Origin of the sequence: Achromobacter xylosoxidans (assembly GCF_002192695.1) — a bacterium.
Lineage (GTDB): Bacteria > Pseudomonadota > Gammaproteobacteria > Burkholderiales > Burkholderiaceae_B > Achromobacter > Achromobacter xylosoxidans_C.
The window spans coordinates 115,586-132,778 of sequence record NZ_MTLG01000086.1 but is presented as its reverse complement, the minus strand read 5'-3'; the positions used below and the strand labels follow the sequence as shown (position 1 = coordinate 132,778).

The window sequence follows — 17,193 nt, the reverse complement described above, 5'->3', positions numbered from 1 at the left end:
TCCGATTTAAAGAAGTGATTCACTCACGATTCAGGCAAGCTTTCTCCTGCCATGCCCGCCCTCCAAGGATTCCTCCATGACCCAACTTCAAATCAACGGCCAGGCCAAGGATATCAACGTCCCGGGCGAAACACCCTTGCTCTGGACGTTACGGGATGAACTCGGCATGACCGGCACCAAATTCGGGTGCGGCATGGCATTGTGCGGCGCCTGTACCGTGCACATGGACGGCGCGCCGATCCGGTCCTGTGTCACCCCGCTCTCCGCCGTGGCTGGCCACAGCATCACGACCATCGAAGGGATGGAGGCGGATGCGGTCGGCCGGGCGGTGCAGCAAGCCTGGATAGAACAGAACGTGGCCCAATGCGGCTACTGCCAGGCGGGCCAGATCATGACCGCGGTAAGCCTGCTCAAGGTCTCGGCGCAGCCGACGGATCAAGACATCGAGGACGCCATGAGCGGCAATATCTGCCGTTGCGGCACCTACCCCCGCATCCGCGCAGCCATCCAGCAGGCTGCCAAGCTCCTGGCCCAGGGAGGCAAGCAATGACGCACACTGCTCAACTTTCCCGGCGCGGCTTTCTGCAGGGCGCCTTGGGCGCGCTCACCCTGACGGTCACGGCCAGGGGTTTGGTCTCGACAGCCTGGGCCGCCGAGCCTCCCGCCCAGAAGTACGGCGCTGACAGCATGCCCGGCGGCACCGTCGACGATCCGCTAGTTTTCGTCAGCATCGCCGCGGACGGCACCGTCACCATCGTCGCGCACCGCGCCGAAATGGGCACGGGCGTGCGCACCAGCCTGCCCATGGTGGTGGCCGACGAAATGGAAGCGCGCTGGGAGCGCGTGAAAGTCATACAGGCGCAGGCCGATGAAGTGCGCTACGGCAACCAGAACGTGGATGGCTCGCGCAGCGTGCGCCACTTCCTGATGCCCATGCGGCGCGTCGGCGCGGCCGCCCGCCAGATGCTCGAAGCCGCGGCGGCGGCGCGCTGGTCGGTTCCCGTGGCCGAGGTCAAGGCGGTGCAGCATGAAGTGCTGCACCAGCCCTCCGGGCGCCGGTTGACTTATGGCGAACTGGCGGCGGACGCGGCCAAACAGCCGGTTCCCGCAGGCGATGCGCTCAAACTCAAGGATCGGGCCGAGTTCCGCTATATCGGGAAGGACCAGGTGCGCCTGGTGGACCTGGAGGCCATCGGCAAGGGCCAGGCGAGCTACGGCATGGATATGCGCCTGCCCGGCATGGTCTATGCCGTCGTCGCGCGTCCTCCTGTCGTCGGCGGCAAGCTGCGCCGTCTCGACAGCGCCAAGGCGCTGGCCGTGCCCGGCGTGCTGAAGGTCGTGGAGATTCCGCCTATGCAAGGGGCGCCCGCGTTCCAGCCCCTGGGCGGCGTCGCAATCGTCGCGCGCAACACCTGGGCGGCCCGCCAAGGCCGCGACGCGCTGGAAATCGAATGGGACGACGGCCCCAACGGCAGTTATGACTCAAGCGCCTACCGCCAGACGCTGGAATTGGCGGCGCGCAAGCCCGGCAAGACCATGCGCAGCCAGGGCGATGCCGCGCAAGCCTGGGCCAAGGCGCCCGAAGCCGAGCGCGTCGCCGCGGAGTACTACGTTCCCCATCTGGCCCATGCCTCGATGGAACCGCCGGCGGCCACCGTCCGGATCCGGGATGGCCGCGCCGAGGTCTGGACGTCGATCCAGAACCCCATCGCCGCGCGCGATGCCGTCGCCGCCCGGTTGAAACTGGAGCCCGCCAAGGTCACGGTCAATGTCTTGCTGCTGGGCGGCGGGTTCGGCCGCAAGTCCAAGCCCGATTTCGTGGACGAGGCCGCCATCGTCGCCCGCGCCATGCCCGAAGGCACGCCAGTCAAGCTGGTGTGGACTCGCGAGGACGACATTCATCATGACTACCTGCATACCGTGTCGGTCGAGCGCCTGGAGGCGGTCCTGGACCAGAGCGGCCAGGTCCAGTCCTGGCTGCACCGTAGCGCCGCCCCCACCATCGCCTCGCTGTTCTCCGAAGGCGCCAAGGGCCAGCAGCTATTCGAATCGGCCATGTCGGCCATCAACATGCCGTACCGCATTCCCAACGTCCGGGTGGAAACGGCCGAAGTGGAGGCCCATGCCCGCATCGGCTGGTTCCGTTCGGTGGCCAACATTCCGCATGCCTACGCGGCCCAGTGCTTCATTGCCGAGTTGGCCCACCGCGCGGGCAAGGACCCCAAGGATTTCGCGCTCGACCTCATCGGCCCGGCGCGCAGGATCGACCCGGGCACGATGGCCGACACCTGGAATTACTCCGAGTCCCCCGAGCGCTACCCCTATGACACGGGCCGCCTGCGCGGCGTGATCGAAGCGGCCTGCAAAGGCGCGGAATGGGGCAGGACACTGCCCCAGGGCCATGGCCTCGGGCTGGCATTCTGCTACAGCTTCATGAGCTACACCGCCACCGTGGTCGAGGTGGCCGTGGACGCAAAAGGCGAGGTGCGCGTGGTGGCCGTGGACATGGCGATGGACTGCGGCCCGCAAATCAACCCCGAACGCATCCGCGCGCAGATGGAGGGCGGCGCCATCATGGGCCTGGGCCTTGCCCTTGCCAGCGAGATTACGTTCGAACGCGGCCGCGTGAAGCAGAGCAACTTCCACGACTATGAAGTGCTGCGCCACAATGCCTCGCCGCGCGTGATCCGCACGCATCTGGTCAACGACGATCACACCCTGCCTCCGGGCGGCGTGGGCGAGCCGCCGGTTCCACCCGTGGCGCCCGCGCTGTGCAACGCCATCTTTGCCGCCACCGGCAAGCGGATCCGCAGCCTGCCGGTGCGCAGGGTGGCCTAGGCATGGAGACGGTCGACGTCCGCGTGTTGCGCGAAGCCCGCGCCTGGCTGATGGACGGGCACAGGCTGCTGCTGGCCACGGTGGTCAAGACCTGGGGCTCCTCCCCGCGCCCCGTCGGCTCCATGATGGCGCTACGCGAAGACGGGCGCTGCGTCGGCTCTGTTTCCGGCGGGTGCATCGAAGACGACCTGATTCATCGATACACCCGCGCCTATGGCACAGGCGCCATTGCGCGAGGCGCGCCTGAACTGGTGCGCTACGGGATCGAAGCCGACGAAGCGCGCCGGTTCGGACTGCCTTGCGGCGGCACCCTGGAGCTGCTGCTGGAGTTCCAGCCGGACTCCGAAACGCTGGATGCCCTGGTCCGGCGGCTCGAGTCCGGCCAGTTGGTCCAGCGCACCGTTGACGTAGCCACCGGGGCGGTGACATTGGCGCCGTCCTCGACGCCCGCCGCGGTGCAATTCGACGGCGCGACGCTTTGTTCCACGCTGGGGCCGCAGTACCGGATGCTGCTCATCGGCGCTGGCGCATTGGCGGAATACCTGGCCACCATGGCCTTGTTCAACGACTTTGCCGTGACAGTCTGCGATCCGCGCGGGGAACACGCGGGCAGCTGGTCCGTGCCCGGCGTGCACATCACCCGGGAGATGCCCGATGACGCCGTGCTGGCGCTGGCCCCCGACACGCGCACCTGCATCGTCGCCTTGAGCCACGATCCCAAGCTGGACGATCTCGCGCTATTGGAAGCGCTACACAGCCCGGCGTTTTACGTGGGCGCCATCGGTTCACGCCGCAATACGGGCATCCGCAGGCAACGGTTCATGGAGCACTTCGGCGAAACCGCCGCATCCCTGGAACGGCTGCATGCGCCAGTCGGCATCCACATCGGCAGCAGGACGCCCGCGGAAATCGCGGTGAGCATCATGGCGGAGATACTTGCCGTCAAGAACGGGGTTGGATTGCCTGCCGCCATCGATGGTTCTTGCCGGGTGCTACCTGGAGCACACTGTCCCGCGGTGATGACCCAACCCCTGACGCCATGAGCATCGCGCCCTGGGTAGTGAAAGGGTAAACAAAAAGTCCCGGCCATATCAGCGTCCCTCACCCTAAAAAGGACCTCGGCATCGGACTACTAAACAGCATCCTCAAAGCAGCTGGTTTGAAGTGAGGCACAGCCCCCGGAGCAATCCGAGGCCTGCTAGACCATGCCACACAAGGAGCACACTAAAGTGAAATATCCCATTGCCATTGAACCCGGCAGCGACACTCACGCATGGGGGGGCGTGGTCCCTGATCTGCCCGGCTGCTTCTCGGCAGCGGACGAAGGGATTGACCAAGCCATCGAAAACGCCAAGGAAGCCATTGAATTGTGGATTGAAATGGCCATCGACTCCGGCGATCCCATTCCTCCGGCAACCAGTATTGCCAATCATCAAGCCAATCCGGAATTTGCAAACTGGATTTGGGCGATTGCTGATGTAGATCCTGCGGTCCTCAATGAAACTGTTGAGCGCGTGAACATCACCATTCCGCGCCGCATTCTCAAGCACTTGGATGACCGCGCTCGCGCCGCAGGTGAAAGCTGCAGCAGCTATATCGCGCATCTCGCCATGACAGCCAGATGAAGCATGTAGAGTCGGATTCACTCAGCAGAAAGCCCCGACGGGAATATCCGTGTCGGGGCTTGCTTGTTTGTACCCCGCCGGGGTACGCGTCATTGTAAGCGCTTGATTCCAGTGGAGATTCTGGCGCGGCAGGAGGGGCTCGAACCCCCGACCCCGGGCTTAGAAGGCCCGTGCTCTATCCAGCTGAGCTACTGCCGCGCGATGTGGTGATGGCCCGGAAAGGATCCGGGCGCCGCATTTTACCTTGTTGCGGGCGGCTTGGGCGCCCGGCCCGCCATACCGGGGTTTGGCCCCTACTCTTCGCCTATGTCCGCATGGGTCGACACCCACAGCACCAGCGCATCCTCCGGGCTCAGGCTGATCACCCGGTGGCCCATGCGGCTGTCTATATAGAAGCTCTCCCCTGCCTTCAGGCGGGCGGGCTCGTAGAACTCGGTGTAGAGCTCGACCTCGCCTTCCAGGACGTAGACGAATTCCTCGCCGCGGTGGCGGCTCCAGTCGTGGAACTCGTCGAAGGAACGGGCCTTGACGCGGGTATGGAACGGCATCATGCGCTTGTGCGACAGCGCGGTGCACAGCAGGCGGTGGTCGTAGTACGGGGTTTCGTACTGGCGCCCTTCCCCCTGGCGGCTCAGGCTGCGGCGGCCGGTGCCCATGTGGGCGTCGGACGCGATGAAGAGTTCGGCCACGTCCAGTTCCAGGCCGGCCGCGATCTTGATCAGGTTGTCATAGGTGGGCGACAGCAGGCTGTTCTCGATCTTGGACAACGTGGACGCGGACACGCCGGTGGCCGCGGCCGCCTGCTTCAAGGTCCATGCCCGCGCCTGGCGCAAGGCTCGCAGCCGTTGTGCCAACACGCTCTGTTTGTTGCCTTCCATCTATGCACCCTGTCATGCCCGCGACCGCCGCTCCCGCCACCAGTCGCGCGCCTGGTAAGACCAATAAGTAAGTTGCACCGCCGCCGTGCCCAGGCTGCCGCCGTTCCAGGCCAGCCCGAACGGGGCGAACAGCTTGTAGCGCTGGGTGTCGCCCGCGATGCCTTCGGCGACCACCCGCCCGCCGATCGACGCGGTGTTCATGCCGTGGCCGCCGAACGCCGTGCAGTACCAGACGTCCGGCGACAGCTGGCCGATCTGCGGCATCAGATGCCGCGCGTAGGCCATGCGTCCCGACCACGCCGTCTCCACGCGCAGCCCCTGCAATTGGGGGTAGACGGAGAGGAGCTCGCGGCGCAGCGACTCCGCCAGATCGGGCGGGTCGTCGACACGGGTGGTGATTCTACTGCCCCAGCCGATGCGCCCGCCATCGAGCACGCGGTAATAGTTGCCGGCGCGCCGGTCGTCGCCGATGGCGGCGGTGGTGCGGATGGCTTCCCACACCCGGTCGCCCAATGGCTCGGTCAGCATGATGTAGGTGGCGATGGGCAGCATTGCGCGGCGCAGCGCCGGGACCACGCCCTCGGTGTAGCCGCCGGTGGCCAGCACCACGGTGCGGGCATCGATCTGGCCTCGCTCTGTTTTCAGGCGCTTTACGGCGCCGTCCAGCGACGCCTGTACGACAGGCGAGTCCTCGTGGATGCGTACGCCCAGGCGCGCGCATTCCCGGGCCAGCGCGCGGGCGTAGTTCAGCGGGTGGAAGTGGAAGGACGTGGGGTCCTCCACGCCCTGGAAGTAGACGTCGGACAGCAGACGTTCGCGGACCTGGCTGCGGCTCAAGAGGCGCACGTCGCGGCCGAAGTCGCGTTGCTGGCTGTCGCACCACTGCCGCAGGGCGTCAGTCGCCTCGTAGCGCACCACGCGCAACCGGCCGTCGACCTTGCGGGCGTCGGCAATATCCAGATCTCGGATGTTGTTTCGGATGATCTCCACACCTTCCATCGACAGTCGGTAGAGCTTGCGGTAGTGGTCTTCGTCGACGTGCTTTCTGATGGCGTCGGCCCCGGCGGAGAATGCCGGCGAGACGGAGCCGCCGTTGCGCCCGGACGCGCCCCAGGCAATGCGCCGCCCTTCCAGCAAGGTCACGTCGCGGCCGCGGCGGGCCAGCTCCAGCGCGGCGGACAGGCCCGCCAGTCCCGCCCCGACCACGCAAACATCGGTGCTGGACGCGCCGGACAGGGACGCATAGCGGGTGCCACTGTCGGCCAGCGTGCGCTTGTAGTAGGTGTCGATGTACTCGGAAGCCATGGTGGTCGGCGTCAATTCAGCCCCGCGCCCTGCAGGCCGCCCGTCAGGCGCTTTTCCAGCCAGTTGGCCAGGCGCAGCAGCGGGTAGCAGTAGATGAAGTAGATAGCGGCGATCATGCCGTAGATGAACAAGGACTTGGCCGGAAAGGTGATGATGAAGACCTCGCCTTGCCGCGTCAGCTCGGTGATGCCCACCACCGACAGGATGGCCGTGCTTTTGATGAGCATGACGTATACGCCGCTCATGGGCTGGACGATCAGACGCATGGCCTGCGGCAGGATGACCAGGCGCAGGATCTGGAACGGCCTCAGGCCCAGCGTCATGGCGCCTTCGGTCTGGCCTCGCGGCACGGCCTGGATCGCGCCCATCACGATCTCGGCCACATAGCAGGAGGTGTAGACCGACAGCGACACGAACGCGGCCGTGCCGGAATCCCAGTGCAGCATTTCAATGCCGGTACTGGGCAGCACGAAATAGAAGATGTAGAGCTGCACCAGGAACGGCGTGCCACGCAGGATGTGGATATACAGGCCCAGCAGCTGGTGCACGCCGCGGATCCGGTAGCTGCGGATCACGCCGATCACGAAGCCCAGCAGGGATCCCGCGATGATCGCCACGAAGGAGATCTTCAAGGTCTCCCAGAAACCCTTCAGCAGGAAAGGCAGCACGACGCCGGCGGTGGAAATATAGGAGTCGAGCATGCTTACCTCGCGTTCCAGGCGGGACCCGCCAGCCAGGTGCTCACGCCGCGCGACAGCAGCAGCATGCAGGCATAGATCAGCAGATAGCCGGCCGCGATGGTCAGGAAGCTTTCGTTGGGCACGATGCGGTCGCTGTTCATCTGCACGCCGGCCGCGACCAGTTCGAACACCGTGATCAGCGACAGCAGCGAGGTGTCCTTGATCAGCACGGCGGTCTGGCCCAATAGCGGCGGCAACGTATTGGCGAAGGCTTGCGGCAGCACCACGTAGCGCAGGCGCTGGCGGTAATTCATGCCGCAGGCCTTGGCGCCTTCGATCTGGCCGCGCGGCACGGATTCAATGCCCACGCGGATGATTTCGCTCATGTAGGCCGCATGGTGCAGCGTCATGGCAAGGATGCCCAGCAGCATCTCGCTCCAGCCCTTGGCGCCCGGCACCAGCATGGGCACCGCGTAGTAGACCAGGTAGATCTGCACCAGCAAGGGGGTGGAACGGATGAATTGCACATAGGCCGCCACCGGCCGCCAGACGGCGGCGCGGGGCGACATATGGGCAAGCGCCAGCGGGATGCCGGCCAGCACCGACAGCACCAGGCTTGCGCCCGCCGCGATCAGGGTGTTGGCCAGGCCGGTGGCGAACTGGCCCGTGTACTGGCTGACGATGCGCCAGTTATAGAAGTCGAGCAGCCAGTCCATGGGCTCAGTGGTCTTTCTTCCAGTCGGTGGAGTACCAGTACTTCACCTGTTCGGGCAGCGTGTTGTCGGCCGTCTTCAGCGTCTGCCAGTTGTCCAGCCAGAACTTCAGGCGGAAGGCGTTGGGGCCGACGGCGAAGGCCAGGGGCTCGCGCACCATGATGCCGTCCAGCACGCGCAGGTTGCCGAAGTCGACCAGGAACTGGTTGGCGGTGGACAGCGACATGATGCCGGCGTCCAGGCGGCCGCTGGACAGGGCCTGGCCGACCGGCGCGCTGCCGCCCGAGAATTCCTTCATGGTGGCCTTGGGCAGCATCTTCTTGCCCACTTCCGCATAGGTGCTGGCGCCGAGCACGCCCACGGTCACGCCGTCCTTGTTGAGTTCCTCGTACGACTTGTAGGGCGAATCCTTCGGCACCACCGCCACGGTGTCGGCGTAGAACATGGGCGTGGAGAACAGCACCTGCGCAGCGCGCTGCGGCGTGGGCGTCATGTCGGCCGCCACCATGTCGGCCTTGCCGGACAAGAGCGCCGGAATCAGGCCCTTCCACTCATAGTCCTGCAGCACCAGTTTCACCCCCAGGTCGTCGGCCATGCGCTTGGCCACTTCCACCGCCAGGCCGGTGCGCTTGCCGCTCTTGTCCATGAAGCTCATCAGCGGTCCGGAGGTCTGCACCGCGACGCGCAGCTCGCCGCGCTTGAGGATGTCGCCCAGTTCGTCCGCCTGCGCGGGCAAGGCGACGCTGGCGGCCGCCAGGGCGATGCCGGCCACGCCCAGCCATTGTTTGATTTTCAGCATTTCCTACCCCTTGTGGTGAATGGACTCACGTCATTCCGGGCAAAGCACAGTGCGCCGGCAGCGCCCGGATCAGCCGGACCGGCCCTGGTTACCGCCGGGCGCCGCACTTGCGGACGACCCGTTGCTTCCTTGCTGCTAGGGACTACAGAATCTTTTCCAGGAAGGCGCGGGTGCGCGCTTCCCTGGGGTGGCCGAACACCTCGTTCGGCGTGCCCATTTCCACGATGCGGCCGGCGTCCATGAACAAGGCCCGGTCGCCCACGTCGCGCGCGAAGCCCATTTCATGGGTCACCACCGCCATGGTCATGCCGTCGCGCGCCAACGCGCGCATCAGTTCCAGAATGCCGCCCACGGTTTCGGGATCGAGCGCCGAGGTGGCCTCGTCGAACAGCATCAATTTGGGGTCCATGGCCAGCGCGCGCGCGATCGCCACGCGCTGCTGCTGGCCGCCGGAGAGCTGGCTGGGATAGCGCGCGCCGTAGTCGCCCATGCCGACGCGGCCCAGCAGTTCGCGGGCGTAGCGTTCGGCGTCGGCGCGGGCGCGCCCGCGCACCACGCGCTGGGGTAGCGCGACATTGTCCAGCGCAGTACGGTGTTGGAACAGGTTGAAGTGCTGGAACACCATGCCGACCTCGGTGCGCCAGCGGTTGACGTCGGTGGCCGGATCCGTGAGCGAGACGCCGTCCACGCGGATGGCGCCGCTGTCGATGCTTTCCAGGCCGTTGAGCGTACGCAGCAAGGTGCTCTTGCCGGATCCGGAGGGGCCGACCACCACCATGACCTCGCCGCGGCCGAGCTGGCAGTCGATACCGTCCAACGCCAGATGCGGGGCCTGCCCGTCGCGTTGATAGGTCTTGGTGACTGCCTGGACTACCAGCAGAGGTTCCGCCACGGATCCACCTTCGTATGAGTGCTGCCTTGGTTAAAAAGGTTTCGCAATTCACGCTGGAGTTTCGTATAGTAAATTTTTTTCCAGAATCGCCACTTAGGCATAACCCTTAAGCGAAGACAGGCTCTTCGCAGGCACCCCAAGGAACCGGCATGGACACTCCCCAAGACATCCTGCGCGCGCTCGGGCTGAACCCGGAATCGCTCACTGGCGGCACGCTGCGCGCGCGCAGCCCGATAGACGGCGCCGAACTGGCTCAGGTCCACGAGCACACGGTGGCCCAGGCCCATTCCGCCATCACCCGCGCGCGCCAGGCCAGCCTGGCGTGGCGCGACGTGCCTGCGCCGGGCCGCGGAGAACTGCTGCGCCTGTTCGGCGAAACGCTGCGCCAGCACAAGCGCGAGCTGGGCCGCCTGGTCAGCCTGGAAGCCGGCAAGATCGTGGCCGAGGGCGAAGGCGAAGTGCAGGAAATGATCGACATCTGCGACTTCGCCGTGGGCCTGTCGCGCCAGCTGTACGGTTTGACCATCGCTTCAGAACGCCCCGGCCATCGCATGATGGAAACCTGGCATCCGCTGGGCGTGGTCGGCGTGATCAGCGCATTCAACTTCCCGGTGGCGGTGTGGTCCTGGAACGCCGCGCTGGCGCTGGTCTGCGGCAACGCGGTGGTCTGGAAGCCGTCAGAGAAAACCCCGTTGACCGCGCTGGCCTGCCAGGCGCTCTTCGCCCAGGCCGCGCAGCGCTTCGGCGACGCCCCCACCGGCCTGTCCGAAGTGCTGATCGGCGGCCGCGACATCGGCGAGGCGCTGGTGGATTCGCACGCCGTGGCCCTGGTGTCGGCCACCGGCTCGACCCGCATGGGGCGCCAGGTGGGTCCGCGCGTGGCCCAACGCTTCGGCCGCGTCCTGCTGGAGCTGGGCGGCAACAACGCCATCATCGTCGGCCCCACGGCCGATCTGGACATGGCCGCGCGCGGCATCGTGTTCGGCGCCATCGGCACGGCCGGCCAGCGCTGCACCAGCACGCGCCGCCTGATCGTGCACGAAAGCGTGGCCGATGACCTGGTGCAGCGCCTGCACAAGGCCTATGCCAGCGCCACTATCGGCAACCCGCTGGAAAGCGGCACGCTGGTCGGCCCGCTGATCGACCGCGTGTCCTTCGACGCCATGCAGGCGGCGCTGACGGCCGCGCGCGAACAGGGCGGCAAGGTCACGGGCGGCGAGCGCGTGCTGGCCGAGCAGTACCCCGACGCCTGGTACGTGCGCCCTGCCATCGCCGAAATGCCGGGCCAGACCGACGTGGTCTGCCACGAGACCTTCGCGCCCATCCTGTACGTGATGCGCTACAGGGACTTCAGCCAGGCGCTGGCCTTGCAGAACGGCGTGCCGCAAGGCCTGTCCTCGGCCATCTTCACCAATGACCTGCGCGAAGCCGAGACCTTCCTGTCCGCGGCCGGTTCGGACTGCGGCATCGCCAACGTCAACATCGGCACCTCGGGCGCCGAGATCGGCGGCGCCTTCGGCGGAGAAAAGGAAACCGGCGGCGGCCGTGAATCGGGCTCGGACGCCTGGCGCAACTACATGCGCCGCGCGACCAACACGATCAACTATTCGCGCCAGTTGCCCCTGGCCCAGGGCATCAAGTTCGGCGAATAAGCCCGCGCGCAACGCTGTCCATGCAAGCCCCCGCCCTGCGCGGGGGCTTACGCTTTCAACATACGATTAGTCAGCCTTACAAACTGTAGCGGGGGTCGATGCTACATTTCCTGGTCACAAAACTACGTTATGACCCGATGACCATAAGCCGTCCAGCACGATCCGCCCTCCCCCTGCGCACCCTGGCCGCCGCCCTGGCCATGGGTTTGGCGGGCGTAGCCACCGCGGGCGTGTCGTACCGGCTGGATCGCCCCTCGGCCGCCCCCGGCGAAACCGTCACCATCGAGGCGGTGTACTTCAACGAAGGCACTGCCCGCTCCACCTGGGAAGCGCCGCCGGAACTGGTGCTGCAATGGCGCGGCCAGGACGGCCAGATCGTGCGCAGCCTGGCCAAGCTGCGCGGCGGCACTGCCAGCTTCAGCGTGCCCGTCAACAACTTCGCGCGCATGGCCTGGACCGCCGTCGTGCCCGCCACGGCCCAGGGCCTGCAGGCCGTGTCCATCGAAGGCCAGCCCGCGATGATGGCGCTGGACGCCACTGGCCGCGACAGCGGCACCCTGGCCAGCACGCCCGCGCGCGGCCCGGTGGTGGACGCCAGCAGCGGCGAGCCCGTGCCCGCCGCAACCGTGGCCGCGGTCGGCGCGTCACCCGAGGGCGGCCCCTCGCCCGATGCTTCCGCCGTGCCGACGGTGCAGCAGCAGAGCGCGTTCGACCGCTTCCGCAGCTCGATCTCCGAATACAAGCCGGTGTACTTCGACATCGGCACCCGCGGCCAGACCACCGCGCGCTTTCAGATCAGCGCCAAGTACCGTCTCTTCAGCCCCGCTGGCGACCGCCCGGCGACCTGGGACGAGAACTTCTACCTGGCGTACACGCAGACCTCGCTGTGGGACCTGGAAGGCGATTCCATGCCCTTCATCGACACCACGTTCAATCCCAGCGCCTTCTGGCTATCCGACAATATCTGGCAGTCCGCCGGCCAGAACTGGCGCTTCGGCATGAACACCGGCGTCGAACACAATTCCAACGGCAAGGACGGCGCGGATTCGCGCTCGCTCAACGACGGCTACATCGAACCGCGCTTCCATTACCGTTTCGACGGCGGCAGCACGCTCACCTTTGCGCCTCGGGTCAAGGCCTACTTCGGCGTCGCCAGCGAGAACAGCGACTATGCCGACTACGCCGGCCACGTCGACTGGCAGTTGCGTTGGGCGCAGGACAACGGCGCCGTCATCTCCGCCATGTACCGGCAAGGCGATCAGAAGCGCCGCACCACCCAGCTGGATTTCGCCTGGCCGCTGCAGCGCACCTGGCTGAACATGAACGGCTACCTGCATCTGCAGTACTTCAACGGCTACGGCGAAACGCTGCTGGGCTACAACCAGCGCAACGAATCGCAGTTCCGCGTTGGCCTGTCGCTGGTGCCCTAGCCTTCCACCGCCAGTTCTTCCCAGCCCAGTTCGCGGGTGCGCTCCAGCGCCACCGTGACCTGGGCGGCGGCCGCGCGCACCGCCTCGACCAGCTCCTGCCCGTTCAGCAGCCGCGCCGTGACGCCGGCCATGAACACGTCGCCCGTGCCGTGGACCGAGGGCGGTATCGCAATCTCCGGATGCGTCACGACGGTGGCTTGATCCCGCGTCACCACCGCCAGCTGCAAGGTGCCGGCCGCGGCGGTCATGGGCGCCGCGCTGGTCACGACGATCCAGTCCGGACCGCGCGCGATCAGTTCACGCGCCGCCGCCACCACCTCGTCGATCGACGACAGGGCGCGCCCCGCCAGCAATTCCAGCTCGAAGTGATTCGGCGTCATGCCGTCGGCCAGCGGCACCAGCAGGTCCCGGTATTGCTCGACCAGTCCCTCGTTGACATACAGGCCGTCGTTGCGGTCGCCCATGACGGGATCGATATGCACCTTCAGATCAGGCCGCGAGGCGCGCAGCGACGGCAGCCAGTTGGCCAGCAGCCCGGCCTGCCCCGGTTGCCCCAGATATCCGCAGACCACCGAGCGCGCCGTCCGAGTGACGCCGCGCTCGTCCAGGCCCTGCAGCAGCCCTTCGAACCAGTCCAGCGGCACGGCGCCGCCGTGCAAGGTCGGATAGTGCGGCGTGTTGCTCAGGATCACGGTGGGCACCGCGATCGCGTGCAGGCCGGCCTTGCGGAAGACCGGCATGGCGGCGTTGTTGCCGACGCAGCCGTACACGACCTGGGATTGGACGGAAACGATATCCACCTGCGCGGTAACGGCGGGGATTGCGCTCATGGGACTGGCTCCTGGGCTGCCGCGGCTTACGCGGCGCTACATGCGGGTGATGAAATAGATTTTCTTGACGAACTGGTCCACTTCCCAGCGGCCGGTATAGCCTTCGGGCATGACGAAGGCTTCGCCCACGGTCAACTCGTGCACGGTGCCGTCCGGATCGACCAGACGCGCCGAACCCTCGACGATGTAGCCGAACTCGATATAGCCCGTGGTGTTGGACTGGAAGACGCCGGCAGTGCTTTCCCAGACGCCGGCTTCGGCCTTGCCGCCATTGCCTTCGAAGGCCGTCACGGTGCGGAACGCGGCGTCGCCCGAGATCGGACGGCGCGGCTTGCCGGGCACCGGATTCTTCATGGGGCCGGCGTCGATGCGGGCAAGCCGCGATTGGTCATTCTTCATGGCAGTTCCTGTATGCGGATGGATGATGAGTCCGGAGGCCCGCTCAGTGCGCGGCCACCACCAGCACCTCGGCCATGGCCCGGCTGACGGTGCGCATGCGGTGCGGCAGTTCGGAATCGAAATAGACGGAATCCCCGGTCTCCAGGCGGAACTGGCGTTCGCCCACATGGACCTCGATGGCGCCCTTGAGCACCAGCAGGAATTCCTCGCCGGGGTGCGGAAACACCGCGGTCGCATCGGGGAAATCACGGGGCGGATGCACCACGAAAGGCTCCATCGCCTTGACCTTGCGGCGGCCGGCCAGCGACTCGTAGTGATACTCGCTGCCCAGCCCCCGGCGCTGCAAGGCCTCGCGGTCCGCCACCCGCACCACGCTGACCAATTCCTCTTGCGCGGCATCGTCCGTGCCCACCAGTTCCGACACGCCCAGGCCATAGGCTTCCGCCAGCCGCAGCACGGTGGAAATGGAGGGCTCGCTCAGGCCCCGCTCCAGCTTGGAGAGGTAGCTCTTGGTCAATCCGGTGCGCTGCGCCAGCTGTTCCAGGGACAGGGTTTGCTGGCGGCGCAGGGCGCGCAGGCGGTGCGGCAGGTCTATCATGGACGGGGTTGCAAAAATACGGTCGCGGAATACGACCGGTAAGCATGCCCTAATCCGGCCCTGCCGTCGAGCCGGCCCCGCCCGCAGACGCCCTCAGGCCAGCACGTCGGGATGCGCCCGCAGCGCGCGCCGCGCGTAATAGGAAAAGCCAACCTGCGAACGCTTGGGCGTCAGGATCCAGTCATGCGCCTCGCGGCCCAGCGCCGGCGGAATGGGCTGGATCTTGCCGGCGGCCATGGCCAGCAGCTGCATGCGGGCGGCGCGCTCGAACTGCAACGCCAGCACGCAGGCCTCTTCCACCGACCCCGCCGCGATCAGCATGCCGTGGTGCGACAGCAGGATGGCGCGCTTGGAACCCAGCGCGGCCGAGATGATCTCGCCTTCCTCGTTGCCCACCGGCACGCCGGGCCAATCCTTCAGGAAGGCCACGTCGTCGTACAGCGGGCAGTTGTCCATGTGCGAGATTTCCAGCGGCACCTCCAGCATCGACAGCGAGGCCGCGTGCAGCGGATGCGTGTGGATGATGCAGTTCACGTCCGGACGCGCGCGGTAGACCCAGGAATGGAAGCGGTTGGCCGGATTCGGCATGCCGCCGCCTTCCTGCACGCGCAGGTCCTCGTCCACCAGCAGCAGATTGCTGGCGCTGATCTCGTCAAAGCCCAGGCCCAGGCGTTGCGTGTAGTACCGGTTAGGCTCCGGCGCGCGCGCCGTGATCTGCCCGGCCAGGCCGGAATCATGCCCGCCGTCGAACAGGATGCGGCAGGTCAGCGCCAGGCGCTCGCGCAGGCTCCAGTCCGGCGTCTCGAACTGGCGCTGCATTTCGGCTTTCGCCCGCGCGATCAATTCGTCCTTGCCCAGGTGCATCGTATCGGCCATCGTCGTCACTCCTAAGATAGTGTCTCTGTCATGCCGCTGCGATCAGCGGCGTAAAGCCCGGCAAGGTACGCATGCGCGCCAGCCAGGCGTCGATATGGGCGAAGCCGGACAGGTCGTAACCGCCCTCGGCCGCCATGCTCGTGTAGGGGAACAGCGCGATATCCGCGATGGTCGGCGCGGTTCCCACCAGATAGTCGCGGCCCGCCAGATGCGCATTCATCAGCGCGGCCGCCTTCATGCCGATCTCGCGCCATGCCCGCATCGCCGGGTCATCGACCTGCGCCGTGTTGCGCAGATGGATCAGCAGGCGCGGCTGCGCGAAGGCGTGCATGTGCTGGGTCTGCTCGAAGCTGAGCCAACTGCTGACCTGCGACTGTTCCAGGCGGCCGGCAGGCAGCCAGGGCGTGCCCAGCCCCAGATACCAGAGGATGGCCTGCGACTCGGCCAGCCACTCGCCCTCCGGCGTCAGCAGGGCCGGCACCTGGCGCCACGGATTGATGCGCGCGAACGCCTCGGTCTCCAGGTCGCCCTGCACGATATCGAAGGTACGCCGCTTGATCGGCAGGCCCATGTAGCCGCAGGCCAGCCGGATCTTCCAGGCATTGCCCGAACGCAACGTATCGGCCAGTTCCAGCGGCTTGCCCGCCAGCGGATGCGGAGTCTGGTTCATTGTCAGTCCATCTTGATGTTGGCGCGCTTCACGATCTCGGTCCACTTGGCCTTCTCCCCGGCGATGAAGCGTTGGTACTCGTCCGGCTTGCCCGTGTACAGCTGCGTCCCCTGCGACGCCAGCCGGTCCTTCAATTCCGGCGACGCCAGCGTCTTCTGCAGCGCCGCGTTCAGCTTTTCCAATACCTCGGGCGGCGTGCCTGCGGGCGCGAAGAACGCGTTCCACGAGCTGATCTGCAGGGCCGCGTCGCCCACCTCGCTGCTGGCGGGCACGTCCGGTGCGGACGGCAGGCGCTTGTCGGCGGCCACCGCCAGCGCGCGCAGCTTGCCAGACGCCGCATGCGGCATGATCACCGGGCTGGCGTCCATCACCACGTCGACCTGCTCGCCGATGGCGGCATTGACGGCTTCGCTACCGCTCTTGAACGGCACGTGCACGATGTCCAGCCCAGCCGTCAGCTTCAGCAGCTCCAGGCCCAGGTGCGGCGAACTCGCATTGCCCGCCGAACCGAAGTTCAGCTTGGCCGGATTGGCCTTGGCATAGGCCACGAACTCGCCGAAAGTCTTGGCCGGCACGCCCGCACGCACGGCCAGCAAATACGGCGATCCCGACACCATGCCCACCGGCGCGAACTTGTCCGCGTCATAGCTGAGCTTGCTGTAGATCAGCGGGTTGACCACCTGCGTGCCCACCGTACCCATGAAGATCGTATAGCCATCGGCCGGCGCGGTGGCGGCCACCTGCGCCGCGATCACTCCGCCCGCGCCGGGCCGGTTCTCGATCACGATGCTCTGACCCAGCGCGTCGCCCATGCCCTTGCCGACCTGACGCGCCACGATGTCCGTGATCCCGCCCGCGCCGAAAGGCACCACCAGCCGGATCGGCCGGTCCGGATAGGCCGCCTGGGCCCCATTGCCCGCCATTGCCGCAACCAACGCCAGCGCGCCGGCGATTCCCGAAATCTTCATGTCATCCCCCTACGGGCGCCGCCTATCGGCACCATCATGA

Annotated in this window: 18 protein-coding genes, 1 tRNA gene and 1 pseudogene; 7 read left to right on the top strand and 13 right to left on the bottom strand. The window is 66.6% G+C overall.

Annotated features, from left to right (window positions below):
• Nucleotides 1-76 precede the first annotated feature (76 nt).
• The 5 genes and pseudogenes from BRO63_RS22150 to BRO63_RS22130 all read left to right on the top strand — a co-directional run bounded on the left by BRO63_RS22150 (nt 77) and on the right by BRO63_RS22130 (nt 4,463).
• The gene (locus BRO63_RS22150) at nt 77-550 is read left to right on the top strand and encodes a (2Fe-2S)-binding protein (RefSeq protein WP_088141869.1); all 474 of its coding nucleotides are present in this window, start codon (nt 77-79) and stop codon (nt 548-550) included.
• Complete coding sequence (locus BRO63_RS22145; RefSeq protein ID WP_088141868.1) at nt 547-2,838, top strand: xanthine dehydrogenase family protein molybdopterin-binding subunit; 2,292 nt, start codon at nt 547-549, stop codon at nt 2,836-2,838. Before BRO63_RS22150 ends, BRO63_RS22145 begins: the two co-directional genes overlap by 4 nt.
• Nucleotides 2,839-2,840: 2 nt before the next feature.
• Complete coding sequence (locus tag BRO63_RS22140; protein WP_088141867.1) at nt 2,841-3,881, top strand: XdhC family protein; 1,041 nt, start codon at nt 2,841-2,843, stop codon at nt 3,879-3,881.
• 38 nt (nt 3,882-3,919) lie between these two features.
• Nucleotides 3,920-4,006 (top strand): annotated as a pseudogene (locus BRO63_RS22135) (type II toxin-antitoxin system HicA family toxin); the annotation flags it as partial.
• A gap of 61 nt (nt 4,007-4,067) precedes the next feature.
• Nucleotides 4,068-4,463 (top strand): type II toxin-antitoxin system HicB family antitoxin, encoded by a 396-nt coding sequence (locus BRO63_RS22130; protein WP_088141866.1) that lies wholly within the window; start codon nt 4,068-4,070, stop codon nt 4,461-4,463.
• A 121-nt stretch (nt 4,464-4,584) separates the two neighbouring features.
• On the opposite strand, the gene BRO63_RS22125 is transcribed toward BRO63_RS22130, so the two are convergent.
• The 7 genes from BRO63_RS22125 to BRO63_RS22095 all read right to left on the bottom strand — a co-directional run bounded on the left by BRO63_RS22125 (nt 4,585) and on the right by BRO63_RS22095 (nt 9,730).
• Nucleotides 4,585-4,661, bottom strand: a tRNA-Arg gene (locus BRO63_RS22125).
• A 95-nt stretch (nt 4,662-4,756) separates the two neighbouring features.
• The gene (locus tag BRO63_RS22120) at nt 4,757-5,341 is read right to left on the bottom strand and encodes a helix-turn-helix domain-containing protein (protein WP_088141865.1); all 585 of its coding nucleotides are present in this window, start codon (nt 5,339-5,341) and stop codon (nt 4,757-4,759) included.
• A gap of 12 nt (nt 5,342-5,353) precedes the next feature.
• Nucleotides 5,354-6,646 (bottom strand): NAD(P)/FAD-dependent oxidoreductase, encoded by a 1,293-nt coding sequence (locus BRO63_RS22115; RefSeq protein WP_088141864.1) that lies wholly within the window; start codon nt 6,644-6,646, stop codon nt 5,354-5,356.
• A gap of 11 nt (nt 6,647-6,657) precedes the next feature.
• Nucleotides 6,658-7,347 (bottom strand): amino acid ABC transporter permease, encoded by a 690-nt coding sequence (locus tag BRO63_RS22110; RefSeq protein ID WP_088141863.1) that lies wholly within the window; start codon nt 7,345-7,347, stop codon nt 6,658-6,660.
• 2 nt (nt 7,348-7,349) lie between these two features.
• The gene (locus BRO63_RS22105) at nt 7,350-8,042 is read right to left on the bottom strand and encodes an amino acid ABC transporter permease (RefSeq protein ID WP_088141862.1); all 693 of its coding nucleotides are present in this window, start codon (nt 8,040-8,042) and stop codon (nt 7,350-7,352) included.
• A 4-nt stretch (nt 8,043-8,046) separates the two neighbouring features.
• Nucleotides 8,047-8,838, bottom strand: coding sequence for an ABC transporter substrate-binding protein (locus tag BRO63_RS22100; protein ID WP_063640959.1), 792 nt, complete (start codon nt 8,836-8,838; stop codon nt 8,047-8,049).
• Nucleotides 8,839-8,980: 142 nt separating this feature from the next.
• Complete coding sequence (locus BRO63_RS22095) at nt 8,981-9,730, bottom strand: amino acid ABC transporter ATP-binding protein (RefSeq protein ID WP_088141861.1); 750 nt, start codon at nt 9,728-9,730, stop codon at nt 8,981-8,983.
• 149 nt (nt 9,731-9,879) lie between these two features.
• On the opposite strand from BRO63_RS22095, the gene amaB reads away from it, so the two are divergent.
• On the top strand, nt 9,880-11,382 hold the full coding sequence (amaB, locus tag BRO63_RS22090; RefSeq protein ID WP_088141860.1) for an L-piperidine-6-carboxylate dehydrogenase: 1,503 nt from the start codon (nt 9,880-9,882) through the stop codon (nt 11,380-11,382).
• A 137-nt stretch (nt 11,383-11,519) separates the two neighbouring features.
• Entirely contained in the window at nt 11,520-12,812 is a 1,293-nt protein-coding gene (locus BRO63_RS22085; protein WP_088141859.1) for a phospholipase A, read from the top strand.
• Here the strand turns inward: BRO63_RS22085 and pdxK are convergent.
• From pdxK to BRO63_RS22055, 6 genes are all read right to left on the bottom strand, one after another.
• Complete coding sequence (gene pdxK / locus BRO63_RS22080) at nt 12,809-13,642, bottom strand: pyridoxine/pyridoxal/pyridoxamine kinase (protein ID WP_088141858.1); 834 nt, start codon at nt 13,640-13,642, stop codon at nt 12,809-12,811. The genes BRO63_RS22085 and pdxK overlap by 4 nt on opposite strands.
• Before the next feature lie 36 nt (nt 13,643-13,678).
• A complete protein-coding gene (locus BRO63_RS22075) occupies nt 13,679-14,041 on the bottom strand; it encodes a cupin domain-containing protein (protein ID WP_088141857.1) in 363 nt (120 codons plus the stop codon).
• Between the two features lie 43 nt (nt 14,042-14,084).
• Nucleotides 14,085-14,639 (bottom strand): helix-turn-helix domain-containing protein, encoded by a 555-nt coding sequence (locus BRO63_RS22070; protein ID WP_088141856.1) that lies wholly within the window; start codon nt 14,637-14,639, stop codon nt 14,085-14,087.
• A 93-nt stretch (nt 14,640-14,732) separates the two neighbouring features.
• Nucleotides 14,733-15,515 carry an aldolase gene (locus BRO63_RS22065; protein ID WP_088141855.1) on the bottom strand — a complete coding sequence of 261 codons (783 nt, stop codon included), beginning with the start codon at nt 15,513-15,515 and terminating at the stop codon, nt 14,733-14,735.
• A 28-nt stretch (nt 15,516-15,543) separates the two neighbouring features.
• Entirely contained in the window at nt 15,544-16,185 is a 642-nt protein-coding gene (locus tag BRO63_RS22060; protein WP_088141854.1) for a glutathione S-transferase family protein, read from the bottom strand.
• A 2-nt stretch (nt 16,186-16,187) separates the two neighbouring features.
• Nucleotides 16,188-17,153 carry a Bug family tripartite tricarboxylate transporter substrate binding protein gene (locus tag BRO63_RS22055; RefSeq protein ID WP_088141853.1) on the bottom strand — a complete coding sequence of 322 codons (966 nt, stop codon included), beginning with the start codon at nt 17,151-17,153 and terminating at the stop codon, nt 16,188-16,190.
• Between the last annotated feature and the right edge of the window lie 40 nt (nt 17,154-17,193).